General features: G+C 60.4%; 20 protein-coding genes and 1 pseudogene. 18 read left to right on the forward strand and 3 right to left on the reverse strand.

The features are described 5' to 3' along the window. A partial coding sequence (locus IEQ42_RS04910; RefSeq protein ID WP_210702751.1) for a retention module-containing protein occupies nt 1-991 on the reverse strand: 991 nt, incomplete at its 3' end. Nucleotides 992-1,349: 358 nt separating this feature from the next. Here IEQ42_RS04910 and IEQ42_RS04915 point away from each other — a divergent pair. The 7 genes and pseudogenes from IEQ42_RS04915 (at nt 1,350) to IEQ42_RS04945 (ending at nt 11,826) form a co-directional block, all read left to right on the forward strand. After that, the gene (locus tag IEQ42_RS04915; protein ID WP_210702752.1) at nt 1,350-2,702 is read left to right on the forward strand and encodes a TolC family outer membrane protein; all 1,353 of its coding nucleotides are present in this window, start codon (nt 1,350-1,352) and stop codon (nt 2,700-2,702) included. A 33-nt stretch (nt 2,703-2,735) separates the two neighbouring features. Next, nucleotides 2,736-4,892, forward strand: a complete 2,157-nt coding sequence (locus tag IEQ42_RS04920) for a type I secretion system permease/ATPase (protein ID WP_210702753.1) — start codon at nt 2,736-2,738, stop codon at nt 4,890-4,892. After that, the gene (locus IEQ42_RS04925; RefSeq protein ID WP_210702754.1) at nt 4,882-6,249 is read left to right on the forward strand and encodes an HlyD family type I secretion periplasmic adaptor subunit; all 1,368 of its coding nucleotides are present in this window, start codon (nt 4,882-4,884) and stop codon (nt 6,247-6,249) included. Before IEQ42_RS04920 ends, IEQ42_RS04925 begins: the two co-directional genes overlap by 11 nt. A gap of 257 nt (nt 6,250-6,506) precedes the next feature. Next, nucleotides 6,507-7,424, forward strand: a complete 918-nt coding sequence (locus IEQ42_RS04930) for a LysR family transcriptional regulator (protein WP_042557033.1) — start codon at nt 6,507-6,509, stop codon at nt 7,422-7,424. Between the two features lie 222 nt (nt 7,425-7,646). Beyond that, nucleotides 7,647-9,185 carry an MFS transporter gene (locus IEQ42_RS04935; RefSeq protein ID WP_210702755.1) on the forward strand — a complete coding sequence of 513 codons (1,539 nt, stop codon included), beginning with the start codon at nt 7,647-7,649 and terminating at the stop codon, nt 9,183-9,185. Between the two features lie 26 nt (nt 9,186-9,211). Then, nucleotides 9,212-10,279 (forward strand): HlyD family secretion protein, encoded by a 1,068-nt coding sequence (locus tag IEQ42_RS04940; protein WP_210702756.1) that lies wholly within the window; start codon nt 9,212-9,214, stop codon nt 10,277-10,279. Then, nucleotides 10,276-11,826: pseudogene (locus IEQ42_RS04945) on the forward strand (efflux transporter outer membrane subunit). The gene IEQ42_RS04940 and the pseudogene IEQ42_RS04945 overlap by 4 nt, the downstream one beginning before the upstream one ends. Before the next feature lie 53 nt (nt 11,827-11,879). On the opposite strand, the gene IEQ42_RS04950 reads toward IEQ42_RS04945, so the two are convergent. Together IEQ42_RS04950 and IEQ42_RS04955 are read right to left on the reverse strand one after the other, a co-directional pair. Further along, nucleotides 11,880-12,638: a slipin family protein gene (locus tag IEQ42_RS04950; RefSeq protein WP_215729561.1), complete on the reverse strand. Its 759-nt coding sequence runs from the start codon at nt 12,636-12,638 to the stop codon at nt 11,880-11,882. 2 nt (nt 12,639-12,640) lie between these two features. Beyond that, entirely contained in the window at nt 12,641-13,171 is a 531-nt protein-coding gene (locus IEQ42_RS04955; RefSeq protein WP_210702757.1) for an NfeD family protein, read from the reverse strand. 433 nt (nt 13,172-13,604) lie between these two features. Between IEQ42_RS04955 and IEQ42_RS04960 the strand changes: the two genes are divergently transcribed. From IEQ42_RS04960 to pgaA, 11 genes are all read left to right on the forward strand, one after another. Further along, nucleotides 13,605-13,850, forward strand: a complete 246-nt coding sequence (locus IEQ42_RS04960; RefSeq protein WP_047299243.1) for a DUF2789 domain-containing protein — start codon at nt 13,605-13,607, stop codon at nt 13,848-13,850. Between the two features lie 92 nt (nt 13,851-13,942). Further along, nucleotides 13,943-14,188 (forward strand): type II toxin-antitoxin system Phd/YefM family antitoxin, encoded by a 246-nt coding sequence (locus IEQ42_RS04965; protein WP_150603970.1) that lies wholly within the window; start codon nt 13,943-13,945, stop codon nt 14,186-14,188. After that, nucleotides 14,178-14,459, forward strand: coding sequence for a type II toxin-antitoxin system RelE family toxin (locus IEQ42_RS04970; protein WP_210702758.1), 282 nt, complete (start codon nt 14,178-14,180; stop codon nt 14,457-14,459). The genes IEQ42_RS04965 and IEQ42_RS04970 overlap by 11 nt, the downstream gene beginning before the upstream one ends. Before the next feature lie 144 nt (nt 14,460-14,603). Then, the gene (locus IEQ42_RS04975; protein ID WP_042557041.1) at nt 14,604-15,032 is read left to right on the forward strand and encodes a MarR family winged helix-turn-helix transcriptional regulator; all 429 of its coding nucleotides are present in this window, start codon (nt 14,604-14,606) and stop codon (nt 15,030-15,032) included. After that, the gene (locus IEQ42_RS04980) at nt 15,029-17,092 is read left to right on the forward strand and encodes an FUSC family protein (RefSeq protein ID WP_210702759.1); all 2,064 of its coding nucleotides are present in this window, start codon (nt 15,029-15,031) and stop codon (nt 17,090-17,092) included. The genes IEQ42_RS04975 and IEQ42_RS04980 overlap by 4 nt, the downstream gene beginning before the upstream one ends. Next, complete coding sequence (locus IEQ42_RS04985) at nt 17,089-17,298, forward strand: DUF1656 domain-containing protein (protein WP_007917703.1); 210 nt, start codon at nt 17,089-17,091, stop codon at nt 17,296-17,298. Before IEQ42_RS04980 ends, IEQ42_RS04985 begins: the two co-directional genes overlap by 4 nt. Then, on the forward strand, nt 17,295-18,182 hold the full coding sequence (locus IEQ42_RS04990) for an efflux RND transporter periplasmic adaptor subunit (RefSeq protein WP_047299245.1): 888 nt from the start codon (nt 17,295-17,297) through the stop codon (nt 18,180-18,182). The genes IEQ42_RS04985 and IEQ42_RS04990 overlap by 4 nt, the downstream gene beginning before the upstream one ends. Then, complete coding sequence (locus IEQ42_RS04995) at nt 18,179-19,621, forward strand: efflux transporter outer membrane subunit (RefSeq protein WP_210702760.1); 1,443 nt, start codon at nt 18,179-18,181, stop codon at nt 19,619-19,621. The genes IEQ42_RS04990 and IEQ42_RS04995 overlap by 4 nt, the downstream gene beginning before the upstream one ends. A 93-nt stretch (nt 19,622-19,714) precedes the next feature. Continuing rightward, nucleotides 19,715-20,350, forward strand: a complete 636-nt coding sequence (locus tag IEQ42_RS05000; protein WP_210702761.1) for an NADH:ubiquinone oxidoreductase subunit N — start codon at nt 19,715-19,717, stop codon at nt 20,348-20,350. A gap of 315 nt (nt 20,351-20,665) precedes the next feature. Next, the gene (locus tag IEQ42_RS05005) at nt 20,666-22,171 is read left to right on the forward strand and encodes a YdgA family protein (protein WP_115146086.1); all 1,506 of its coding nucleotides are present in this window, start codon (nt 20,666-20,668) and stop codon (nt 22,169-22,171) included. Nucleotides 22,172-22,428: 257 nt separating this feature from the next. After that, on the forward strand, nt 22,429-24,909 hold the full coding sequence (gene pgaA / locus IEQ42_RS05010; RefSeq protein ID WP_210702762.1) for a poly-beta-1,6 N-acetyl-D-glucosamine export porin PgaA: 2,481 nt from the start codon (nt 22,429-22,431) through the stop codon (nt 24,907-24,909). The last annotated feature ends 1 nt before the right edge of the window (nt 24,910 follow it).

The following is a 24,910-nucleotide window of genomic DNA, read 5'->3' on the forward strand; positions in this document are numbered from 1 at the left end:
CGGTCGGCACGTTGACGGTGCCGGTGGTCTGGCCTGCGCCGATGGTGATGGTCGAGCCGTTCGACAAGGTGACGGTGACCGGCGTTTGCGCCGGGTTGGTCAGGGTCGCGGTGTAGGTGATCTGGCCGCCTTCGGTGACGTTCGGCGCCGTCGTCAGAGTGACGGTGGTGGTGTCGATGGTGTCGGTAACCTGAGTCGTGGCCGGTGTGGTCGGCGGCGTCACGGTGATGCCGTTGCCGCCGGTGGTGCCGGTGACGGTCACGTCGATCTGGGTCGGGTCGTTATAAACCGAGTCGTTCGGTGCCAGCGGTACGTTGACGGTACCGGTGGTCGAGCCGGCCGGAATCACAATCACCGAGCCGTTGGACAGGGTGATGGTCAGGTCGGTGAGCGGCGCCTGAGTCAGGGTCGCGGTGTACACCAGCACGCCGCCGGCTTCGGTGATGGTCGGCGTTGCGCTGAGGCTCAGGGTCGAATCACGCAGGGCAGTCGTCGTGGTGTCGGTGTTCTGGCCCCCGGTGATGTTCTGTGCAGCCTGACCGGCCGAATTGATGCCCGCCGTCGGGAAACCAATAGTCGGATCAACGCGACCCGCCGTGGCGTCGAGCATCACGAAACTATGACCGCCGCCGGCTGCACCACCCGTACCTGCGGCGCTTGGGCCGGCAGCGGTGGCTTCGAGTGCGGTAGTCGGGTCGACACCGGCGGCGATGGCCTGCTGCAGTTCTTCTACAGACGGCGCAGCCTGCGCGGTGGCTTCGGACAGGTCAGTGCTGGAGTCGGGCGCGCTGGCGCTCCATTGGGTTTCACGACCCAGATCCAGGGTGCGGCCATCAGCCAATTCAAGCGTTACAGCGCCGGAAAGACCGGTGTCGATCTGATCGCCGACAAACAGTCGGTCGCCTTCAACGAGCACGCGGCGTACGCCCTCTGGGGACACCACGAATACCTGACCAACAATGCTTTTGACGATGGCAACAACACTGCTCATTGAAGACTCTCCGGGTGTCACGTTCAGTTGACTTCCATGAACCTGAAGGCATGGATGCCAATTCAGTCTGGACGTACTTTAAAAATGTGCGGAAAAAGTTTTGACGCGTCTAATCGTCAATAATTTGGCTATAATCTTTCGATATTAACTTTATGCCAAACTATTGACCTTCTGGGTGCCATCCTAAACAATCGTCCCACTAATGTCACATTGATATTCCGCGGCGACCTGTCCTTTTGCATGTGAACCAGTTCCTGTTTTGAACTTTCCGACATACGGTCAATCCAGTCGCCAATCATCCGACGCAGCAGCACGTTTAGCTGTGATTCAAGACAAGAAGTTCTGGGAAATTTTTACCATGCGTTCGCAATTGCTCAAGGCTCTACCCTTCGCCCTCGCCGCCTCATTCGTACAAGCACAATCCTTACCAGAAGCCATGCAGCAGGCCATGGATGTCCATCCGGAAATCCAGGCAGGGGTCAACAGTCGATTGGCCGCGGATTATCAATTAAAGGCCGCGAAAGGTGGATACCTGCCCAAGGTCGATCTGCTGGGCGGTTATGGCCGTGAAGGCACCGACAGCGTGACCACCCGGGCCAATGGCGGCGGCAATCACTGGGAAACCCTGAACCGTAGCGAGTCAAGTTTACGTCTCTCGCAAATGGTCTTTGACGGTTTTGCGACGTCCAACGAAGTCGCGCGTCAACAAGCCAACGTCAGCTCCCGCGCCTACTCGCTGCTCGGTACGTCAGAGCGCACTGCGCTGACCGTCGCCCAGGTTTATCTGGATGTACTGACCCGTCGTGAATTCGTGCGTCTGGCCGAGGACAACCTCAAGAGCCATCAGCGCATCTACGACCAGATCCAGTTGCGCACCCAGCGTGGCGTCGGCAGCGGCGCCGACCTTGATCAGGCCGAAGCGCGGATGGCCCAGGCGCGCAATAACTTGATCACCGAGCAGACCAACCTCGCCGATTCGGAAACCAATTTCCTCAGCGCCGTTGGCCAGATGCCTGACCAACTGGAGCGTCCGGCGCCGTTCATGGCAATGATGCCGGCCAGCCTCAATGAAGCGCGTCAGCAGATGCTGGAGAACAGCCCGATCCTGCGGTCGGCCGAGTCTGATATCGCCGCTGCCGAGAAGCAGTACGCAACCGCCAAGTCGACCTTCTACCCACGCTTTGACGCTGAGCTGGGGCGTACCGCCGACAATGATCTCGACGGTCAGAACGGCCACAACAACGAATGGCAGGCCATGTTGCGCATGCGTTTCAACCTCTATTCGGGCGGCAGCAACAAGGCCGATCTGGAGTCCAAGTCGTACCTGTCGAACCAGGCCCTGGACATCCGCAACAACGCCCTGCGTCAGCTGAACGAAGAACTTGGCTTGGCCTGGAATGCCCTGAACAACGCCAACGCTCAGGTGCCGATCGCGCAGCAGTACGTCGATCACAGCACCTCGGTGCGCACGGCTTACCAGCGTCAGTTCAGCCTTGGCGAGCGTACCCTGCTCGATTTGCTCGACAGCGAAAATGAGTTGTTCACCGCTTCGCGGCGTCTGGCTGAAATCAAAAACATTCAGTTATTTACTCAGTATCGAATCAAGGCGACCATGGGCGAGTTGCTCAGAAGCCAGGGAGTGGTCGCGCCGTTGGCATCCGTTGTGCAGAACGACGTGAAGCCCAAGGTTCAGCTGCCTGGGATGAATTGAGTTATCCCTTTCAACTGTCAAAGAGTGTCGAGCGTGGAATCAGAAGTCAGTCGAGTTCATCTCAGTCATGATCCACGCGCGTTGCACGACGATCCGTTGCTGGACGGTCTGCTCGCCCTTTGCATGCTGCACCAGAAGCCCGCCAGCGCGGCGATGCTGACGACCGGCCTGCCGCTGCCCAAACAACGTCTGAGTGTCGAGTTGCTGCCCCGCGCGGCGGCTCGCGCCGGTCTGCAAGGGCGGGTTTTGCAGCGCAAGCTGGAAGAGATTCCAGCGATTGCCATGCCCGCGTTGCTGCTGCTCAAGGATGGCCGCAGTGCCGTCCTGCTCGGCTGGCAAGGTGACAATGAAGCGCGGGTGCTGCTCAGCGAAAGCGACGGCGGCGAATCCGTGGTCAGTCGCGAACTGCTGGCCGACGACTACACCGGCAAGGTCTTCTTCGCTCAACCGCAGCACAAATTCGACGTTAACCACGGCACGCTGATCCCGCGTGCACGCTCGTGGTTCCGCGACACCCTCAAGCGTTCGCGCTGGCTGTACGCCGACGCGATCGCCGCCAGTTTCCTGATCAACATCATCGCCATGGCCGCGCCGCTGTTCGTGATGAACGTCTACGACCGCGTCGTGCCGAACCAGGCCGAAGCCACCCTGTGGGTGCTCGCGCTGGGCATCATCGGCGCTTACATGTTCGACCTGATCCTCAAGAGCCTGCGCAGCCTGTGTCTGGATCTGGCCGGGAAGAAAACCGACCTGATCATCTCCGCCACGCTGTTCGAACGCATCGTTGGCATGTCGATGAAGTATCGCCCGGCGCGGGTCGGCAGCTTCGCGCAGAACATCCATGAGTTTCAGAGCCTGCGCGATTTCCTCGCCTCGCTGACCCTGACCAGCCTGATCGACCTGCCGTTCACCATCCTGATCTTCATCGTCATCGCCATTCTCGGCGGGCATCTGGTGTGGATTCCGGTGCTGGCATTCCCGATAGCCCTGCTGATTGGTTACGCGCTGCAAAAGCCGCTGGTGGCAACCATGGAACGCACCATGGCCCTCGGTGCAGAGCGTCAGTCGAGCCTGATCGAAACCCTCGCCGGCCTCGACGCGGTCAAGGTCAACAACGCCGAAAGCGAACGCCAATACCAGTGGGAACAGACCATCGGCACCCTCAGCCGACTCGAACTGCGGGTGAAAATGCTGTCCGGTCTGGCGATGAACATCACCCTGCTGATTCAGCAACTGGCCGGGGTGATCATGATCGTCTTCGGCGTTTACCAGATCATCGCCGGCAACCTGAGCATGGGCGGTCTGATCGCCTGCTACATGCTCAGCGGTCGCGCACTCAGCCCGCTGGCTTCGCTGTCGGGTTTGCTGACCCGCTACCAGCAGGCGCGGGTGACGATGACATCGGTGGACCAGATGATGGAGCTGCCGCAGGAACGCAATTTCGAAGAGCGCCCGCTGAGCCGCAAGGTCCTGCAAGGCGCCATCGAGTGCCGTCAGCTCAACTTCACCTACCCCGAACAACAAAACCCGGCGTTGAAGAACATCAACCTGGTGATCCGTCCCGGCGAGAAAATCGGCATCATCGGCCGCAGCGGCTCGGGTAAGAGTTCGCTCGCCAAACTGCTGGTTGGCCTCTACCAGCCGGACGACGGCGCATTGCTGGTGGACGGCGTTGATATCCGCCAGATCGACGTCAGCGAGTTGCGCTACAACATCGGCTACGTGCCGCAGGACATCCAGCTACTGGCCGGCACCTTGCGTGACAACCTGGTTTCCGGCGCGCGTTATGTCGAAGACGAGCTCGTGCTGCAAGCCGCCGAACTGGCCGGTGTCCACGAATTCGCCCGCCTGCACCCGCAAGGCTACGAACTGCAAGTGGGTGAGCGCGGGCAAAACCTGTCCGGCGGTCAGCGCCAGAACGTCGCGCTGGCCCGGGCGCTGTTGCTCAATCCGCCGATCCTGCTGATGGACGAGCCGACCAGCGCGATGGACAACACCGGCGAAGAACGCCTCAAGCAACGCCTCGCAGCGGTGATTGAAAACAAGACCGTGGTGCTCGTCACGCACCGGGCCTCCCTGTTGTCGCTGGTGGATCGACTGTTGGTGATCGATCGCGGGCAGATTCTCGCCGACGGCCCGAAAGCTGCGGTGATGGAAGCGTTGAAGAAGGGGCAGATCAGTGTTGCTTAAGTCGGGTTTCAAGGATTCGATCCGTCGCTACTTCAAAGGCACCGCATCGCTGCAGGGCCAGCCTCTACCAGAGGTCAACAAGGCGCTGATCGAGGACGCCCCGCGCGTCGTGCGCCTGACCATCTGGGCGATTATCGGCTTTTTCGTGTTCCTCATGCTCTGGGCCAATTTTGCCGTGATCGACGAAGTGACCAAGGGCGACGGCAAGGCGATTCCATCGTCGAAGATCCAGAAAATCCAGAACCTCGAGGGTGGGATCGTTTCCGAGCTGTTCGTCAAAGAAGGCCAGATCGTCGAAGCCGGTGCACCGCTTATTCGCCTTGATGACACGCGATTCGCCTCCAACGTCGGCGAAACCGAGGCCGATCGGCAGTCGATGCTGCTGCGCGTCGAACGCCTGAGCGCCGAGGTCGATGACCGTCCACTGAATTTCCCGGAGGACGTGGTCAAAGCCGTTCCCGGTCAGGCGAAAAGTGAAGAATCGTTGTATATCAGCCGTCGTCAGCAACTGCACGACGAGATAGGTGGCCTGCAGGAGCAGTTGATCCAGCGTCAACAAGAGCTGCGCGAGTTCAGCTCCAAGCAGGCGCAGTATCGCCAGCAGCTGAATTTGCAGCGTCAGGAAATCAATATGTCCGAGCCGCTGGTGGCGCAGGGCGCGGTGTCTCCGGTTGAAGTGCTGCGCCTCAAGCGTGCCGAAGTGGAAACCCGTGGTCAGCTCGACGCCACCACGTTGGCAATTCCACGCGCCGAGTCGGCGATCAAGGAAGTGCAGCGCAAGATTGATGAGACGCGCGGCAAATTCCGCAGCGAAGCGCTCACTCAGTTGAACGAAGCGCGCACTGATCTGAACAAGGCGCAGGCCACCGGCAAGGCACTGGAAGACCGCGTCAGCCGTACGCTGGTGACATCGCCGGTGCGCGGCATCGTCAACAAATTGCTGGTCAACACCATCGGTGGCGTGATTCAGCCGGGCAGCGACATGGTGGAAATCGTACCGCTGGACGACACGTTGCTGGTCGAAGCCAAGATCCGCCCGCAGGACATCGCATTCCTGCACCCGGGGCAGGAGGCGATCGTGAAATTCACCGCCTACGACTACACCATTTACGGCGGACTGAAAGCCCAGCTTGAGCAGATCGGCGCCGACACCATCACCGACGAAGACAAGAAAACCACCTACTACATCATCAAGGTGCGCACCGAGCGCAGCCACTTGGGCACCGATGAGAAGCCGCTGTTGATCATCCCGGGCATGGTGGCGTCGGTGGATATCATCACCGGCAAGAAGTCGGTGTTGAGTTATCTGCTCAAGCCGATCATTCGCGCGCGGGCCGAGGCGTTGCACGAACGGTAGATATCTATTGGCTTTACTGGCCACATCGCTGGCAAGCCAGCTCCCATAGGGTTCTCGGTTGGAACACGATTATGTGTTCAACATCGGGACCTGTGGGAGCTGGCTTGCCAGCGATGGCGTCATTGAAATCACCCCGTTTCGCCAATAAGTGACAAAAACCGTCACTCACCATCCCGTCCAGACACGCGCCAACCAACTTCAGGGATGTTTGCTAGCATTGCGCACAGATCAATCCAGATCGGCCACGAGTGCTCAGCATGCAACTCCCGGATATGAACCTGCTGGTCGCCCTCGACGCCTTGCTCGACGAGGGCAGCGTGGTCGGTGCCGCGCGGCGGATGAACCTCAGCCCTGCGGCGATGAGCCGGACCTTGACGCGGATCCGTGAAGCCATCGGCGACCCGATTCTGGTGCGCGCCGGTCGGGGGCTGGTGCCAACCCCGAAAGCGTTGGAGTTGCGCGAGCAGGTGCGCGATGTCGTCGAGCAGGCTGCGCTGTTGTTCCGTTCGGCTGACGAAGTGGAACTGAGCACCTTGCGCCGGCGCTTCAGCATCCGCGCCAATGACTTTTTTGTCGGCGTTTACGGCGGCAAGCTCTTCGACACCCTCGACCAGGTTGCGCCGCACTGCGAACTGCGCTTCGTCCCGGAAGGCGATGGCGACGATGAAGCGCTGCGCGAGGGGCGCATCGATCTGAGCGTCAGCAACACTCGGCCGGTGACCCCGGAAGTGAAAGTACAGAATCTGTTCTCCACCCACTTCGTCGGTCTGGTGCGCGAGGATCATCCACTGCTCGATGGCGAAATCACCGCCGAGCGCTACGCCGGGTTCTCCCATATCAGCATGTCGCGCCGCGGCATTGCCCGCGGACCCATCGACACGGCGTTGAACGCCTTGGGCCTGGAGCGCCGAGTGGCGGTGATCGCGCCGAGTTTCCATGCGGCGATGTTCGCTTTGCCGGACTCTGACCTGATCCTGCCGGTGCCCAAGGAAGCGCTGCTGAGTGTGCGGCGATTGGGATTGAAACTGCGCTCATTCGACCTGCCGATTCCGCTGCCGACACTGATGCTGACCCAGGCCTGGCACCCGCGTTTTGACAAGGATCCGGCACACCGCTGGTTGCGCGAAACCCTCAAGAGTTGCTGCGACGAAACCTGGCTCGCTGCCCAACCCTAGCTTTAGCAGGCACCATAAATCCCTGTGGGAGCGGGCTTGCCCGCGATGATGCCGGCGGCCAAACCATCCTCACTGACTGACCCTCCGCTATCGCGGGCAAGCCCGCTCCCACAGGGTGAATTGTTGCGTCAGACGCATTTATAACCTGCCAACAAGTCAATTTTCGTCAGCACTAAGCCCGACTAAGATGCTCCGGTATTTTTCCCTCCGGAGTTTGCACTCATGACATCCCTGACGGTCCCGGCGCCTCTTGCTGCGGCCAGCCCGGCGACGGCGGTCACGCCCCCGGTGTTCGGGGCGCGGATCATCATCGGGCTGGTCGGCGTGCTGCTGGCGGTGCTGGTGTCGGGCCTTAACGAGATGGTGACCAAGGTTGCCCTGGCCGACATTCGCGGCGCGTTGAATATTGGTTACGACGAAGGTACCTGGCTGGTTGCCAGTTACACCGCCACCTCGGTCGCGGCCATGGCCTTCGCGCCGTGGTGCTCGGTGACCTTCTCGTTGCGCCGTTTCACCCTCTGCGCGATCAGCCTGTTCACCTTGCTCGGGTTGCTCTGTCCGTTCGCCCCGAATTACGAAAGCCTGCTGCTGATGCGCACTTTGCAAGGGTTGGCGGGCGGCGCGTTGCCGCCGATGCTGATGACTGTTGCGCTGCGCTTCCTGCCGGCCAATTTCAAACTCTATGGCCTGGCCGGTTATGCACTGACCGCCACTTTTGGCCCGGGCCTGGGTACACCGCTGGCCGGATTGTGGACCGAGTACGTCGGCTGGCAATGGACGTTCTGGCAAATCATCGTGCCGTGCCTGGTTGCCATGGTGATGGTGGCTTACGGCATCCCGCAGGATCCACTGCGCCTTGAGCGTCTCAAGGCGTTTAACTGGAAGGGCCTGCTGCTGGGCTTTCCGGCGATCTGCATGTTGGTGATCGGCCTGTTGCAGGGCAATCGGCTGGACTGGTTCGAATCGAACCTGATCAGCGCGTTGCTGATCTCGGGATCGCTGCTGCTGGTGGCGTTTCTGATCAACGAGTGGTCGCAGCCAATTCCGTTTTTCAAGTTGCAGATGCTCGGTATCCGCAACCTGGCGTTCGCGCTGATGACCCTGGCTGGCGTGTTGATCGTGCTGCAAGCAGTGGTGTTGATTCCGTCGAGCTATCTGGCGCAAGTGCAGGGTTATCGGCCGGTGCAGACCGCGCCGATCATGCTGATCGCGGCGTTGCCGCAGTTGATCGCGCTGCCGCTGGTGGCGGCCCTGTGCAACCTGCGCTGGGTCGATTGCCGTTGGGTGCTGGGGATGGGTTTGAGCATGCTGACGCTGTCCTGTCTGGGTGGGTCGCTGCTGACTTCGGAGTGGATTCGCGACAATTTCTATGTCCTGCAATGGCTGCAGATTTTTGGCCAGCCGATGTCGGTACTGCCGCTGCTGATGCTATCGACCGGCAGCATCCAGCCCATGGACGGGCCGTTTGCTTCAGCGTGGTTCAACACCGTGAAGGGCCTGGCGGCGGTAGTCGCCACAGGAGTGATCGAAGCGCTGACCACATCGCGTCTGCATTTTCACTCGACCATGCTGGTCGACAGCCTCGGCAATTCGCCTCTGGCCGACCGCAGCGATCCAGGCCTCGCCCATCGCCTCCACGAACAAGCGGTGGTGCTGACGTCTTCCGATCTCTATGTGTGCATGGCGGGCGTCGCAGTGACGCTGATCCTGCTGATTTTCTGGCTGCCGACGCGGATCTTTCCACCGCGCGCGCCGACCTGATTGCTGTACTGAAAATGAAGGTTTCCATGACTCAAGCAAAGCAAAAACTCGCGGTGGCCCTGGCGGCCGCGTTGGCTGTTGGCGTGCTGGTGTATCTGGCGATGCCCGGCCTGTTCGGCAAACGCACTCAGCAGAACACTAACGACGCGTTCGTTTCCGCCGATTACACCCTGGTGGTGCCGCGCGTGGCCGGATTCATCAAGGAAGTGCTGGTGGAAGACAACCAGCAAGTGACGGCGGGGCAGTTGCTGGCGTTGATCGATGATCGCGATTTGCGCGCTTCTGCCGAGGCGGCGGATGCGCAAACCCTGGTCGCCCGGGCGCAGTTGCAGAACGCCAAGGCGACGCTGGAGCGTCAGACTTCGGTGATCGCTCAGGCGCAAGCTTCGGTGGTGTCGGCCAAGGCTGAAATGGCCTTCGCCCGGCAGGAATTGAATCGCTACAACCACCTCGCCGGTGTCGGCGCCGGTACCGTGCAGAACGCGCAACAGGCCCGCACCCGCATCGATCAAGCCAGTGCGCGTCTTGACACGGCCAGCGCAAAACTGGCGGCGGAGCGCAAGCAGATCGACATCCTCGCCGCCCAGCGTGATGCCGCCGAAGGCAGTTTGAAACATGCACAAGCGGCACTGGAAATCGCCAGTTTCGAACTGTCCTACACACGCATTACCGCGCCGCAGGATGGCATGGTCGGCGAACGTGCCGTGCGTGTCGGCGCTTATGTGACACCGGGCAGCAAACTGCTGGCAGTGGTGCCGTTGAAGCAGGCTTATGTGGTCGCCAATTTTCAGGAGACGCAACTGACCGATGTGCAGCCCGGACAGGAAGTGCAGGTGCGCGTTGACAGTCTGGGTGGCGAAGCGCTGACCGGGCGCGTCGAAAGCATCGCTCCGGCCACGGGCGTGACGTTCGCGGCGGTGAAACCGGACAACGCCACGGGTAACTTCACCAAGGTTGTGCAGCGGATTCCGGTGAAGATCATGCTCGAGCCGGGCCAGCCATTGGCCGAGCGCCTGCGGGTGGGTATGTCGGTGGAGGCGAGTATTGATACGCGTACGTCGGCGACTCCGGTGCGTGAGGTGACTCAGCGATGAATCGAGTTGACCGAACCGACGCCTTCGCGAGCAAGCTCGCTCCCACATTGTGCAATGCGGTCCACCTGTGGGAGCGAGCCTGCTCGCGAAGAGGCAATTTGCAGCGATTGATATCCACAGTCGTAATCGCTGCTGGCCTCACCGCCTGCACCGTCGGCCCCGACTTCCACAAACCCGAAGCCCCGCAAATCGCCAACTGGGCAAAACCAGCCAAATCCGCGCCCAGCCAAGCGGTCAGCGAGCCCCTCAACGAGCGCTGGTGGGAAGTCTTCAACGACCCGCAACTCTCGGCCCTGACCCAGCGCGCTGTCAGCAGCAACCTCGACCTGAAACTGGCCAGCAGTCGCCTGCAACAGAGCCGTGCCGCACGTCAGGTCATCACTGCCGAGCGCTATCCGAATACCGCCGCCACCGGCAGTTACGGGCGCAAACGCAACAGCGGCGAAGGCCTGAATGACCCGTCCGGGCACAACGGCGATTCCGCCTTCAACCTGTGGGACGCGGGTTTCTCCGCCTCGTGGGAACTGGATTTCTGGGGCCGCGTGCGCCGGCAAACCGAAGCCGCCGACGCCAACCTCTAAGTCGCCGAAAACGACCGTCGCGGCGTGCTGTTGGCGGTGCTCGCCGACACTGCGCAGAACTACATCCAGCTGCGCGGCGTGCAGAACACTCGTGCCGTCACCGAGCAGAATCTCGACGTCGCCCGCCACAGCCTCAAGCTCTCGCAGCTGCGCTTCAACGATGGCGTGGCGACCGATCTGGACGTCGCCGAAGCCGCTGCGCAAGTCGCCGCCATCGAGTCCCGCTTGCCTGCACTCGAACAGCGCCAGTCGCAACTGATCAACGCGATCAGCCTGTTGATAGGTGAGCCACCGCAGGCTCTGAATAAAGAATTATCCACAGACGCCGCGGTGCCACAGTCGCCTCTCGAAGTTGCTATCGGCCTGCCGTCGCAACTGGCTGAGCGCCGGCCGGACATCCGTCAAGCCGAAGCGCGACTGCATGCCGCCACCGCCAACATCGGTGTGGCCAAGGGTGATTTCTATCCGCGCATCACCCTGTCCGGCAACCTCGGTTCGCAAGCGATGCAGCTCAGTGATTTCGGCTCGTGGGGCTCGCGTGCGTTCGGCATCGGCCCGCAATTCAGCCTGCCGCTGTTCGATGGCGGCCGCCTGCGCGGTGTATTGCAGTTACGCGAAGCCCAGCAACAGGAAGCAGCGATCGGCTATCAGCAGACCGTGCTGCGTGCCTGGCACGAAATCGACGATCAACTGACCGCCTACAACGCCAGCCAACGCCGCCGCGACAGCCTCGCCGAGGCCGTACGCCAGAACCAGATCGCCCTGCGCACCGCGCAACAGCAATACGTCGAAGGCGTGGCCGATTTCGTCAATGTGCTTACTGTGCAAGGTGCGTTGCTCGCAACGCAGGAGCAATGGGTGGAGAGTTCGACCGGGGTTTCGCTGGCGATGGTCGGGTTGTATCGGGCGTTGGGTGGAGGATGGGAGTCGGTGTATCCCGCAGAAGTTGCTACCAGTAATCCGTAGAAAAGGCTTTAGCCGTCGACAAAAAACCCAGGGCGCACAATAGAGGGATGACGTCAGGATTTTCCCGACAAGTCCGCCATGCCCTTGAGCAACTCAATCGGTAGCGGGAAGACAATCGTCGAACTCTTGTCGCCAGCAATCGAGGTCAAGGTCTGCATGTAGCGCAGCTGCATCGCACCGGGCTGACGGCCGAGCATTTCGGCGGCCTGCATGAGCTTTTCCGAGGCCTGCAGCTCGCCTTCGGCGTGGATTACCTTGGCCCGCCGTTCACGTTCGGCCTCGGCTTGTTTGGCAATGGCGCGCACCATCGACTCATTCAGGTCGACGTGTTTGATCTCGACATTGGCGACCTTGATGCCCCAGGTATCGGTTTGCGCGTCGAGCACTTGCTGGATGTCGATGTTCAACTGCTCGCGCTCGGCCAGCAGTTGATCCAGTTCATGTTTACCGAGCACGGCGCGCAGCGTGGTCTGCGCCAGTTGGCTGGTGGCGGAGAGGAAATCCTCGACCTGGATGATGGCCTTCTGCGGGTCGAGCACGCGGAAATACAGCACCGCGTTGACCTTCACCGAAACGTTGTCGCGGGTAATCACGTCCTGCGGCGGCACATCGAGAACCACGGTGCGCAGGTCGACCCGAACCATTTGCTGCACCACCGGAATCAGCAGGATCAGCCCTGGGCCTTTGACCTGCCAGAAACGCCCGAGCTGAAATACCACCCCGCGTTCGTATTCACGCAGGATGCGAAACGTCGATGCGGCCAGGACGATCACCAACAACAGCAGCGCAACAAAACCGATTTGCAGACCCATGATCACTCTCCGTGTTGAGCCGCGTCAGTCGCGCTGACTTGCAGCAATAAGCCGTTTCGCCCGACCACGCGTACCGACTGCCCTGTGTGCAGTGGTGTGGTGCTGAGCACCTGCCAGTGTTCGCCTTGCAGTTGCACCCAGCCGTTATGCGGGTTTTGCGCGTGCACGGTTGTCACCGCCGTCACGCTGCCGACCAGGCCGGCGTCGCCACTGACCGCGTGTCGCGGCCGGGTTTTCAAGGCGCGGATGATCAGCGCTAGCAAGAGCAGGGCGCTAAGCAGACCGAGGCCGATCATCATGGGCACCGGCAAGTCGGCGTTGCCCAGAATCAGTGCGCCGATGACGAACATGATGATCCCGCCCAGGCCAATCACGCCGTAATTGGGCAGCACGGCTTCGGCAATCAAAAAAACGATACCCAAGGTGATCAGCCATAAACCAACAGGGCTCATCGGCGGCAATGAGGTGTCGGCGGCGAAGGCCGACCCACTCAGCAGGAGTAACCAGACAAACGCACAATATCGGCTGTTCACGTAACCCTCCGCGAGAATCGTTGGGTGGTTCTTTCAGTCTAGTTGAGCCTCGCGTTGCCTGAATATTGATCAATGTGCGGATGTGTCCGGTGAGCGGATTTCCCCTCGCCTGCAGCCTGTCGAACTAGACTCAAAAGACACGGCAACAACGCTCCAGCGCAAGTCCGAGGTGCATCATGCGAATGGCCAAAAAGGTGCAAAGAAGCCTGGCCCGGGCGTAATGGGAATATGACATCGTCGCCCACCGCAGCAGCCTGGAGACGGCGCGGGTTAGTCCATGCGCAGGTGCGGGAGTTGAGTCGTTAGGTTTTGTGCCGGTCTCGCTGACGCTTTCGCGAGCAGGCTCGCTCCCACCGAGATCGAGTTCAACCTGTGGGAGCGAGCCTGCTCGCGAACATTCTTCCACTCACCGCGTCATTCAAGGAATTCATCAATGGAAAACCCAAACCACAGCCTCCCGTCGCTATTCAAACAACTGGGCCTGGACAACGACCCGGTCAGCATCGACCAATTCATCGCTACCCATTCCCCCCTCAAACCAGAGCTGCATCTGGCGGACGCGTTTTTCTGGAGCAAAAGCCAGGCGGAGTTTTTGCGGGACGAGATTCTCGATGATGCGGATTGGGCAGAAGTGGTGGATCAGTTGAATGTGTTGTTGCGTAAGGGGCGGCAGGGATGACTGAATGATGACCGCTTGTAGCCTTATCGTTTTTACGATTGTCTGTGATCTAAAACTGGACCAATATAACGACCTCAAATGAGGTCTTAATTATGCAAAACGTTCTGGCCGATATGGCTGTCAGTGTTTCCGAGCTGAAGAAAAACCCATCTGCAGTACTGAGCGGCGCCCATGGTGGAGCGGTGGCCGTTCTGAACCATAACCGCGTCATGGGCTACATGGTGCCAGCTGATGTTTACGAGGCAATGATGGAGCGGCTCGATGATCTGGAGTTGGCTGAAATCGTGCGTGCCCGCAGCCATGAGACACCCGTACCGGTAAGCCTGGATGACCTATAAGCTCGAATTTTTGCCATCTGCTCATAAAGAGTGGAACAAGCTCGGTCATACGCTTCGAGATCAATTCAAAAAGAAACTCGCCGAGCGATTGATGCTGCCAAGAGTATTGGCTGATGCGCTCCACGGAATGACTGATTGCTACAAAATCAAACTCAAGGCATCTGGTTACCGTTTGGTTTATCAAGTAATCGAAGAGCGCGTCGTCGTTTCCGTCGTTGCGGTAGGCAAACGCGAGCGCAGCAATGTGTATGAAAATGCAAAAAAACGCTGAGTACATCCAGCCAATCCATTTCTCCATGGTTGAACGGTCAATTTGTTTCAAAACTTGACTGAATTTCCCCTCCAATGCGATATTGATAGTTAGCAAACTAACAGTGTCTATTTTCCCGTGCCAAATTCCCTCGACGCTCTCCAGATGAACATCAGCAGTGCCATGGTGGTGGCCGCCAGGCATTGGCGGAAGATCTGCCAGACCACGCTGGTCAACTATGGAATCTCCGAAGCCTGCGCCGTCCCGTTATTGATGATCGGGCGGCTGGGCGAGGGTGTGCGCCAGGTGCAAGTGGCGCAGGCGGCCGGGATGGAGAGTCCGTCGCTGGTGCGACTGCTCGATCAGTTGTGCCACGCCGGCTATGTCTGCCGCACCGAAGACACACAGGATCGCCGCGCCAAGTGCCTGAGTCTGACCGACACCGGTCGTGAGCTTGTGCAAGCGGTGGAAGTCGAACTGGTGCGTCTGCGTCACGAAGTACTCGAAGGCATCGACCAGAGTGATCTGGAGGCTACGCTTAGGGTACTCAGAGCTTTTGAGGCGGCCCATCCGCCCGTGGTGGTTAATTCTTGAACGGTTTTTTCACTGGCATTCCGCCGGCCCGTGACTGGTTCTACGGGATCCGCACGTTTGCCGCGTCGATGCTCGCGCTGTACATCGCCATGCTCATGCAAATGCCACGTCCCTATTGGGCGATGGCCACGGTGTACATCGTTTCCAGCCCATTTCTGGGGCCGACCAGTTCCAAGGCGTTGTATCGCGCCATCGGTACTTTTCTCGGTGCGGCGGCGGCGGTGTTTTTTGTGCCGATGTTCGTCCAGAGCCCTTTTGTGCTGGTGGTCGTCATCGCCTTGTGGACGGGGATTTTGCTGTTCCTGTCGCTGCATTTACGTACCGCCAACAGTTACGCATTGATGTTGGCCGGTTACACGCTGCCGCTGATTGCCTTGCCAGTGGTAGATAACCCGTTGGCGGTGTGGGATGTGGCGGAAGCGCGTACCGAAGAGATTTTCCTCGGCATTGCCGTCGCCGCTGTCGTTGGTGCGATGTTCTGGCCACGTCGTCTTGCGCCGGTGTTCAACGATGCCGTGGGCAAATGGTTCGCCGACGCGTCGACCTACAGCCTGAGGTTTCTCAGCCGCGACGTGCAGCCCGAAGAAATCACGGCCCTGCGCATGGCGATGGTTGCCAGTTTCAATAGCCTTGAATTGATGATCGGCCAGTTGCCGCACGAAGGCGCGCGGCCGCAAACCGTGCGCAACACCAAGGAGCTGCGCGGGCGAATGATCCATCTGTTGCCGGTGATTGATGCCCTCGAAGACTCGCTCTATGCCCTCGAACGACGCACGCCGGAGCTGGTGGAAAAATTCGCGCCGTTGTTGGCAGCAACGCGTGAATGGCTCGACCACAACGACGCCGATCTCGACCGCTGGCAGGCACTCAAGAATCAGCTCGAAGCCTTGCAGCCAAGCGCCGAAGCACTTGAGGACCGCAAGCAGTTACTGTTTTCCAACGCGACTTATCGCCTCGGCGAATTCATCGATTTGTGGCAAGACTGCCGCAGTCTGCAAGACGCAATTCTCTGCGAGCGCCAAGACAGCTGGCGCGCGGTTTATCGCCACTGGCGCCTCGGCCGCCTGACGCCGTTTATCGACCGTGGGCTGATGCTCTATTCGGTGGCGTCGACCATTCTGGCGATCATCGTCGCCTCGGTGCTGTGGATTCTGCTCGGCTGGCCGGATGGCGGCAGTGCGGTGATTCTGGCGGCGGTCGCGTGCAGCTTCTTCGCTTCGATGGACGACCCGGCGCCGCAGATTTACCGGTTCTTTTTCTGGACCGGCATGTCGGTGCTGTTCGCCAGCCTGTATCTGTTTTTGATTCTGCCGAACCTGCACGATTTTCCGATGCTGGTATTGGCATTTGCCGTGCCGTTTATCTGCGTTGGCACCCTGACGGTACAGCCGCGTTTCTACCTCGGCATGCTGCTGACGCTGGTTAACACCTCGTCGTTCATCAGTATTCAGGGTGCTTACGATGCGGACTTTTTTGCCTTCGTGAACTCCAACCTGGCGGGGCCGATCGGCCTGCTGTTCGCGTTCATCTGGACGCTGGTGGCGCGTCCGTTCGGTGCCGAGTTGGCAGCCAAACGACTGACCCGCTTCAGTTGGAAAGACATTGTCGACATGACCGAGCCGGCCAGTCTCGCTGAACACCGCAAGCTGGGCGTGCAGTTGCTTGATCGGCTGATGCAGCACCTGCCGCGTCTGGCGCTGACTGGCCAGGACACCGGCATTGCCATGCGCGAAGTGCGCGTGGGCCTGAATCTGCTCGACCTGATCGCTTACACACCGAGGATGACCGGCTTACCGAAGGCACTATTGCAGCAAGTGGTTAGCGAAGTCGGCGGGTATTTCCGCGCTTGCCTCAAGGCTGGCGAACGCTTGCCGGCGCCGAGCCCTTTGCTGATGACCCTGGACCGCACCCGCCGTGCGCTCAATGGCCACGGCGACGAAGAAACCCGGCTACACCTGTTGCACGCCCTGAGCGGTTTGCGTCTGGCATTGCTGCCTGGCGTTGAATTCGTTTCCAGCGCCGAGCCCGAAGAACCGCTGCCCGATGGAGCGCCCCTATGATCGGTGATCTGGACATCAGCGGCATTTTCCTGCCGACCCTGCTGGTGTTAATGGGCATCACTTATGTGCTGTTTTTGCTGGTGCACGCCGTGCTCACGCGTGTGCACTTTTACCGTCTGGTCTGGCACCGGGCATTGTTCAACGTGGCGCTCTACGCCGTGCTTTTGTACGGCGTGGACTCACTCAGTCGATACCTGATGACATGAAAAAACCGTTTTTGACCATCGGTCGCGTGGTACTGACCCTGCTGATCGTGACTTTTGCCGTTGTCCTCGTCTGGCGCATGGTGATGTATTACATGTTCGCGCCGTGGACCCGCGACGGCCACATTCGCGCCGACATCATCCAGATCGCCCCGGACGTTTCCGGGCTGATCCAGCAGGTCGAGGTGAAGGACAATCAACTGATCAAGCGTGGCCAGGTGCTGTTCAGTATCGACCAGGATCGTTTCAAACTGGCGCTGCGTCAGGCCAAAGCCGCGGTCGCGGATCGCGAAGAGACCCTGGCGCAAGCGCAGCGTGAAGCCAAGCGAAACCGTGGATTGGGTAATCTGGTGCCGGCCGAGCAACTGGAAGCGAGCCAGTCGCGTGTCGCCCGTGCGCAATCGGCGCTGGCCGAAGCGCTGGTGACGGTGGACAGCGCTCAGCTCAACCTTGATCGCTCGGTAATTCGCAGCCCGGTGGATGGCTACGTCAACGACCGTGCGCCGCGGCCTCAGGAATTCGTCACCGCCGGGCGTCCGGTGTTGTCGCTGGTCGACAGCAACTCCTTCCACATCGACGGCTATTTCGAAGAGACCAAACTCGACGGCATTCATGTCGGCCAGTCGGTGGATATCCGTGTGATTGGCGACCGTGCGCGGCTGCGCGGGCATGTCGAAAGTATCGTCGCCGGCATCGAAGATCGCGACCGCAGCAGCGGCAGCAACCTGCTGCCAAACGTCAACCCGGCGTTCAGTTGGGTGCGGCTGGCGCAGCGAATTCCGGTGCGCATCGCCTTCGATGAGGTGCCGGCAGACTTTCGCATGATCGCCGGGCGAACCGCCACGGTGTCGATTATTGACGACAGGAAACAGGAGCCCGAGCAATGAACAAGGCCCTGATGATCGCCGGGTTGGGCGTGATGCTCTCGGCCTGTCAGATGGTCGGGCCGGATTATCAGGTGCCCGATGAAGCGGCCGTCCAGCGCAAGGATTTTCAGGGCGAGCTGGCGGTGGCCGGCAAACCGGTGGTCTCGGCGCCGGTGCCGGCTGACTGGTGGCGCCTTTATAAGGACCCGCGACTGGATCAACTGGTGCAGCAGGCCATGGCCTCCAACACGGATCTGCGCGTGGCGGCGGCGAACCTGGCGCGGGCTCGCGCGCAGGTCGATGAGGCCGAAGCGGCGGGTGGCTGGAGCGCTGGCGTAAAAATGGGCGCGCAGCGTTTGCAGGAATCCGGTCAGGCATTCCTGCTTCCGGAAAAAGTCCCGGTCGATAACGTCGGCGACATCGGCATCAGCGCTTCTTATCAATTCGATCTGTGGGGCACCTTGCAGCGCGGCATCGAAGGTGCGAAGGCCAACGCCGATGCCACCCAGGCAGCCGCTGATACTGCGCGGATCACGTTGGTGGCTGACGTGGTTCGCGCCTACACCCAGGTGTGTGCGGCGAATGAGGAGCGGGAAATCTTAGAGCACTCTATCGATCTGCAAGCGCAAAGCACCACGCTGACCCAGCGCTTGCGCGATGCCGGACGTGGCGACGAAACCCAGGTCACCCGCTCGCAAACCCAATTCAAATCTCTGCGCGCTGACCTGCCACGTTATGAAGCGGCGCGTCAGGCTGGACTGTTTCGTTTGTCGATGCTGCTGGCCAAACCTGTTGAGCAATTGCCGGCGGGCACAGCGACCTGTGCCGAGTTACCAAAAATCGCGCAATTGGTGCCGGTCGGTGATGGCGCCGCGTTGCTCAAGCGCCGCCCTGATATCCGTCAGGCCGAACGGCGGCTGGCCGCTTCGACCGCCGGGATCGGTGTTGCCACCGGCGAGTTGTACCCGGACATCAGCATCGGCGCGACGATCGGCACCGTCGGCCTTATCGACGACCTGGGCGACCCATCGACCAATCGTTGGGGCTTCGGCCCGTCGCTGAGCTGGAAGGTGCCGACCAACGGTGCCCGCGCGCGCATTCGCGAGGCCGAAGCGTCTACGCAAGGCGCGTTGGCGCATTTCGACGGCGTGGTGCTCAACGCCATTCGCGAAACCCAGACGGGTCTGGCTCAGTACACTGCCTTGTTGCAGCGTCGTGATGCACTGGCCGATGCCGAGCAATCGGCGAAACTGGCTGCAGACCAGACGCACCGCTTCTTTCAGGCCGGCCGCGAATCGTTCCTCGCCGACCTGCAAGCGACCCGCACCTACACCGATGTCACTGCGCAACTGGCCGCTGCCAACACTCAAGTCGCCATGAGCCAGATCGATTTGTTCCTCGCCCTCGGCGGCGGTTGGGAAAGCGGACGAACGCAAGCCTCAAGCCCGAGCAAACCCTGACGCCGTAGCTATGCTTGAAGTGTTGAAAGGGCGCCCCGTGCAAAAGCGTCCCTTCAGCGCACATTGCTAGCGCTGGTCTAGGGGAAACCAATAATGAAAAACCCTTACGCTCTCGGCTTCTGGTGCTCGTTGGCAGCGCTGGTGCTGCTCTCGGCCACCTATTTCTACGGCATCATGCTGGCCCACCAGATCGACAAGGCGATGATTTTCCTCGACAGCGCTGTGGCGTTGATCGCGGTGATGGCAATCGTCGTGGTGGCCTGGGCGTCCCTGCAGGTTCAGCGAGTCAAGAAACGACAGCTTGAACGAGGCAAGACCCTGGTGCTGATCTGGGACACCAAAGTCGCCCTGCGCCGGGTCGAAACCGTGTTCGACCGGTATTTCTGGGGTAGCTACTGGCAACCCGGGCGTACCTTCGCCGAGGTCATGGGCGAACTCACCGGCACGCCGCTGGAAAAAAGCCTCGAAGCGCTGAAGAAGCAATGCCTGGAACTCGACAAGCAGTTCGACGACGAGGGCTGGCATTGGCTAAACAATGCCCGTGAACTGTCCGATGTCGCCACGGCCATGGCCCGTGAGCGCTATCAACTGGATTACTGCGACCCGCGCGCCGATGGCCCGAGTGGCGCGGTGATTGATCGGAATTTTGAAGTGCTGGTTTATACCTGGACTGCACGGCTGAAGAGCTTTGATCATCAGTTAGATGAGATTGAGGTTCAGTATTCCTGATCTTCTGTGAATCACCTGGCCTCATCGCTGGCAAGCCAGCTCCCACAGGTTTTTGTGGTGTTCACAAGTTTTGTGATCACCCAAGGCTCTGGGAGCTGGCTTGCCAGCGATGGCGTCTGCAAAAACAGCGAAACTCTTCCAGCCTGCCCACTGTCCACACTCCCCATAGACACTCTTTCACCTTTAAACATTGGGCCGTATCCCGCGCCCGGTGCTAATCTGCACCGCTAATTCAAGCGGAGTCGAGCCGTAACCCGGTCACGGGTTCAGGGAAGACGACCACACTTTCAGCCACGGAAATCGATCAGGTCATTCATGAATAAATCAGCAGGCGTGCTACTCGGAATTGTTGTTGCCATCGGCGCGATCAGCGCAGGCGGGGCCTGGTACACCGGGACCAAGATCGAAGGCGTACTGAACAACGCCGTCACCAACGCCAATAAAGAACTGCAAACCGCGATGGCCGGTTCCAACGGCACGGCGTCGCTGGAACTGGTGTCGCTGGAGCGCCACACGTTCACCAGCACCGCGCACTATCGCCTCAAAGGTGAAGGTGAGTTGTTTGGCGATGCGCCGGTCGAACTGCTGTTTGTCGACCACATCGAGCACGGCCCGCTGCCGTTCTCGCGTCTGGTGTCGCTGAAGTGGCTGCCGGTCATGGCTACCAGCAACTACGAGCTGGAAAAGAACCCGGCCACCGAAAAATGGTTCGCTGCGACCAAGGGTGCAGCACCGCTCAAAGGCGTGACCAACATTGGCTACGACGAATCCACCACCAGCACCATCGACCTGCTGCCGCTGGAAACCGCACTGGATGCGCAATCGAGCCTGAAATTCTCCGGCCTGACCATGAATATTTCCGCCAGCGCCCAAGCGCAAAAGGTCAAGGCTGACGGTTACATGGACAGCCTGAAACTGGTCACCGTGGCTGAAGACCAGGCGCCCGTGCAGATCGAACTCAACGGTCTGACCCTGGCCAGCAACCTCGCCAAGAGCAGCTTCGGCTACTACACCGGCGCCAACACCCTGGAACTGACCAACAGCAAAACCACCTTCGGCACCAAGCAATCGGTGCTCGGCGTGAAGGGCTTCGAGATGAAGAACCTCACCGAAGAAAGCGGCAGCAATGCGTCCGGTCGCGCCGATTACAAGGTTGACGAAGTCACCCTCAACGACAAGAAAATCGGTTCGGCCAACCTGGCATTCAGCCTGAAGAACCTCGACATCCCGTCGACAATGTCGCTGATGCAGATCTATCAGACCAAATTGCAGCCTTACGAAAAAGCCGCTGCCGAAGCTGCAGAAGCAGGCCTGCCAGCGCCGGAGCTGAACCTGACCGAAGCCGAATCGGCTCAGGTCAAAGCCGATCTGCAAAAGCTGCTGGCGGCCGGTCCGCAAGTGGCGCTGGAAAACCTCTCGCTGAAAACTGCCAATGGTGAAAGTCGCGCCAATCTGGTGATCGACCTGACCAAGCCACAATCGATGGACCTGCCACCGGATCAACTGGCCAAACAGCTGATCGCGTTGCTCGATCTCAATATCGTCGTGTCCAAGCCAATGCTGATCGATCTGCTCAGCGTCCAGGCGCAGCTTGATGGTCAGACCGACGCCAAAGCCATTGTCGATCAGGCCAGCGGTGCGGCCGACATGTTCTCCGGCATGGCCGTCGGTTCGCAGTTGGCGACCGTGGAGGGCACCAATGTTGTGACCAAGCTGCATTACGCCGCCAATCAGGTGGAATTCAACGGCCAGAAAATGACCGTCGAGCAGTTCGTCGCCTTCCTGATGAGCAAGTTCGCGGGCGTCACGCAAGTGCAGTAATACGGCGTCCTTAATAGCAACGCCCGGCCTCTGTCTTGCACAGACGCCGGGCGTTTTGCTGTCTGGTGTTCGGGTTTTCAGCGCTCCGGCAGCAAGCTGCCATCACGATTCTGAACAATTATTGTGTTCCGAATTTTGCTCCGCGCTTGCGTGCAAACTGCCTGACCAAGCTTGGCCGAGCCGTTGTTGGCTTGGCTCCGTTACGAATGGGCAAGGAGGGCATTGCGACCCGGCTAGCCATGTAAGGATGCTGACGAATGCCGCGTATTGATGTTCCCGTATTGCATCGTGGTTTACGCCCTTTGTTCCGCGTAGCGTTGTGCAGCCAATTACTTTGGCCGGCACTCGCTTTTGCCGATACACCCTATGACGAGATGGTGCGCGACGCCCGTGCCGGGCAAACCACGCCTGCGCTGACGGTGCTGCGTCAGGTGCCGCCGGGTCAGGCGACCACCGGACAGATCAGTGATCACCTGCAAATTGCCAGTTGGGCCGGGCTCGACGCCGAAGTGGTGCAGGTCTATGAAACCCAGGGCCGCGCCCGCGTGCTGCCGATTCAGGCGCTGACGGCCACTGCTCGCGCGTATCGCAACCTCAAGCGTTGGGATCAGGCGACTCAGGTCTACAACAAGGCCTTGGCCCTGGAGCCAGACAACGCCGACCTGCAACTGGGCCTGGCCCTGACTCAGGCTGACGCCGGCCAACCCGATCAAGCCGTAACTCGCGCCAAAGCGCTGGTCGCCGCCAAGCCTGATGATCCTTCGCGCCGTTTGGCACTGGGCTACGCGCTTAGCCGTGCCGGCAAGCAATACGACGCGCTGTTCGAATACGATCAGGCCTTCATCCGCGCTGGTAACAAACCGGAAGTCGCCCGCGAATACGTGGTCGCGCTGCAAAAGGCGCGCCTGCCGGAACCGGCACTGCGCCTGGCCTACCAGCGTCCGGGTCTGATCGATCCGGTCACCCTGCGCCGCCTTGAAGGCGATCTGGCTGCCGAACGCGTGCGCCTCGCTGAACTCGCGACCCGCAGCGAAAAAGAACGCTACGTGATCGCCGATCGTGCCTTGGCCGATTACGACAAACTGCTCGCCACCTGGACGCCCGACGCCAGCGCCAAAGACGACGTGACCCGCTGGCGCATCGACCGCATGGGCGCGCTCAAGGCCCGGGCGCGTACCGCCGACATCATCAGCGAATACCAGAGGCTGCAAGCCGAAGGTGTGAAGATTCCCACCTACGCCCAGCGCTGGGTGGCGGCAGCCTATCTGGACCAGCGTGAGCCAGAGATAGCCTCTGATCTGTATCGCCAAGTGCTGTCGGCGCCGGACGCCGATGTCGGTGATCGTCTGGAGGACACCACTGCGCTGTATTACTCGCTGCTGGAAAGTGACCGCGCCGAAGAAGCGCGCAAAGTCGCCGAAGACCTGGCCAGGTCCCAGCGTCCACGCGTGGAACTCAAGGGCTTGCCAATAGGCAACCCGAACGATGAATGGATGGACGCCCAGCAACTCGCGGCGCAGGCCGGTATCTATGGCGCCGACCTGCCCCATGGCGAAGAGCGTTTGCAGACGCTGGTCGATCAGGCGCCGGGCAACCTTGGTTTGCGCCTGGCTCAAGCCGATCTGTACCTGGCCCGCAACTGGCCACGTCGCGCTGAAGTCCAGCTCAAGGACACCGAAAGCATGGTGCCGCGCGACATGGGCCTGGAAGTTGCTCAGGCCCGCACCGCCATGCAGCTGCAGGAATGGCGGCAGATGGATGCGCTGACCGACGATGTGGTGGCGCGTTATCCGGACAACCGTCAGGCACAGCGTCTGGCTCGTGAGCGTGAAGTCCACGACATGTCCGAACTGCGCGTCGAAGCCTATGGCGGCAAGGCCAATGGCGGTGGCAGCGGTGATGCTGGAGCGGTCAGTGGCAGTCGCGATTTCGGTATCCAGACGACGTTGTACAGCCCGCCGATAGACGAGGACTGGCGCGTGTTCGCCGGTGCCGGTTATGCCACTGGCGACTTCGCCGAAGGCACCGGCCATCACCGCTTCCAGCGCGTCGGTCTGGAGCGCCGCACCCGCGACATGACCCTCGAAGCCGAAATCTCCAATCACGATTATGGCTTCGGCGACAAACAGGGCGCGCGGCTGGCGATCGCCCGCGACATCAATGACAACTGGCAGTACGGCGGCAGCCTCGAATACCTGTCGGCGCAAACGCCGTTGCGCGCGCTCAACAGCGATATCAACGCCAACGGTGGCAGCGGGTTTATCCGCTGGCGCGCCAACGAAAGCCGCGAGTGGCGGCTGTCGGTGAGCCCGTCGCACTTCAGTGATGGCAACAACCGCGTCGAAGCCTTGCTCACCGGTCGCGAAGGCGTCTACAGCGCGCCGAACGTGCAAGTCGATGCGGGCCTGGAAGTCGGCACCAGTCACAACTCCAAATCCGATGACGTGCCGTACTTCAACCCCAAATCCGACTTCAGTGTGATGCCGCTGATCAACGTCAATCACGTGCTCTATCGCCGCTACGAAACCTCCTGGAGCCAGCAGTTCCAGGCGGGTGCGGGTACGTACAGCCAGCGTGATCACGGCACCGGCGGCATGGCGTTGCTCGGCTACGGCCAGCGTTATGCCTGGAACGACGTGTTCGAGGTGGGCGGTTTGTTCAGTGTGATCAACCGGCCCTATGACGGCGATCGGGAGACCGATCTGCGTCTGCTCGTCGACCTCACTTTCCGCTTCTAGA

Origin of the sequence: Pseudomonas iridis (genome assembly GCF_017980685.1) — a bacterium.
In the GTDB taxonomy this organism is placed as follows: Bacteria; Pseudomonadota; Gammaproteobacteria; order Pseudomonadales; family Pseudomonadaceae; genus Aquipseudomonas; species Aquipseudomonas iridis.

Excerpts from the sequence above, each read along its gene's own strand:
- IEQ42_RS04915 (WP_210702752.1), top strand. The coding sequence starts at position 1,350 with ATGCGTTCGCAATTGCTCAAGGCTCTACCCTTCGCCCTCGCCGCCTCA.
- IEQ42_RS04930 (WP_042557033.1), top strand. The coding sequence starts at position 6,507 with ATGCAACTCCCGGATATGAACCTGCTGGTCGCCCTCGACGCCTTGCTC.
- IEQ42_RS04935 (WP_210702755.1), top strand. The coding sequence starts at position 7,647 with ATGACATCCCTGACGGTCCCGGCGCCTCTTGCTGCGGCCAGCCCGGCG.
- IEQ42_RS04940 (WP_210702756.1), top strand. The coding sequence starts at position 9,212 with ATGACTCAAGCAAAGCAAAAACTCGCGGTGGCCCTGGCGGCCGCGTTG.
- IEQ42_RS04950 (WP_215729561.1), bottom strand. The coding sequence starts at position 12,638 with ATGGGTCTGCAAATCGGTTTTGTTGCGCTGCTGTTGTTGGTGATCGTC.
- IEQ42_RS04960 (WP_047299243.1), top strand. The coding sequence starts at position 13,605 with ATGGAAAACCCAAACCACAGCCTCCCGTCGCTATTCAAACAACTGGGC.
- IEQ42_RS04965 (WP_150603970.1), top strand. The coding sequence starts at position 13,943 with ATGCAAAACGTTCTGGCCGATATGGCTGTCAGTGTTTCCGAGCTGAAG.
- IEQ42_RS04970 (WP_210702758.1), top strand. The coding sequence starts at position 14,178 with ATGACCTATAAGCTCGAATTTTTGCCATCTGCTCATAAAGAGTGGAAC.
- IEQ42_RS04975 (WP_042557041.1), top strand. The coding sequence starts at position 14,604 with ATGAACATCAGCAGTGCCATGGTGGTGGCCGCCAGGCATTGGCGGAAG.
- IEQ42_RS04985 (WP_007917703.1), top strand. The coding sequence starts at position 17,089 with ATGATCGGTGATCTGGACATCAGCGGCATTTTCCTGCCGACCCTGCTG.
- IEQ42_RS04990 (WP_047299245.1), top strand. The coding sequence starts at position 17,295 with ATGAAAAAACCGTTTTTGACCATCGGTCGCGTGGTACTGACCCTGCTG.
- IEQ42_RS04995 (WP_210702760.1), top strand. The coding sequence starts at position 18,179 with ATGAACAAGGCCCTGATGATCGCCGGGTTGGGCGTGATGCTCTCGGCC.
- IEQ42_RS05000 (WP_210702761.1), top strand. The coding sequence starts at position 19,715 with ATGAAAAACCCTTACGCTCTCGGCTTCTGGTGCTCGTTGGCAGCGCTG.
- IEQ42_RS05005 (WP_115146086.1), top strand. The coding sequence starts at position 20,666 with ATGAATAAATCAGCAGGCGTGCTACTCGGAATTGTTGTTGCCATCGGC.
- pgaA (WP_210702762.1), top strand. The coding sequence starts at position 22,429 with ATGCCGCGTATTGATGTTCCCGTATTGCATCGTGGTTTACGCCCTTTG.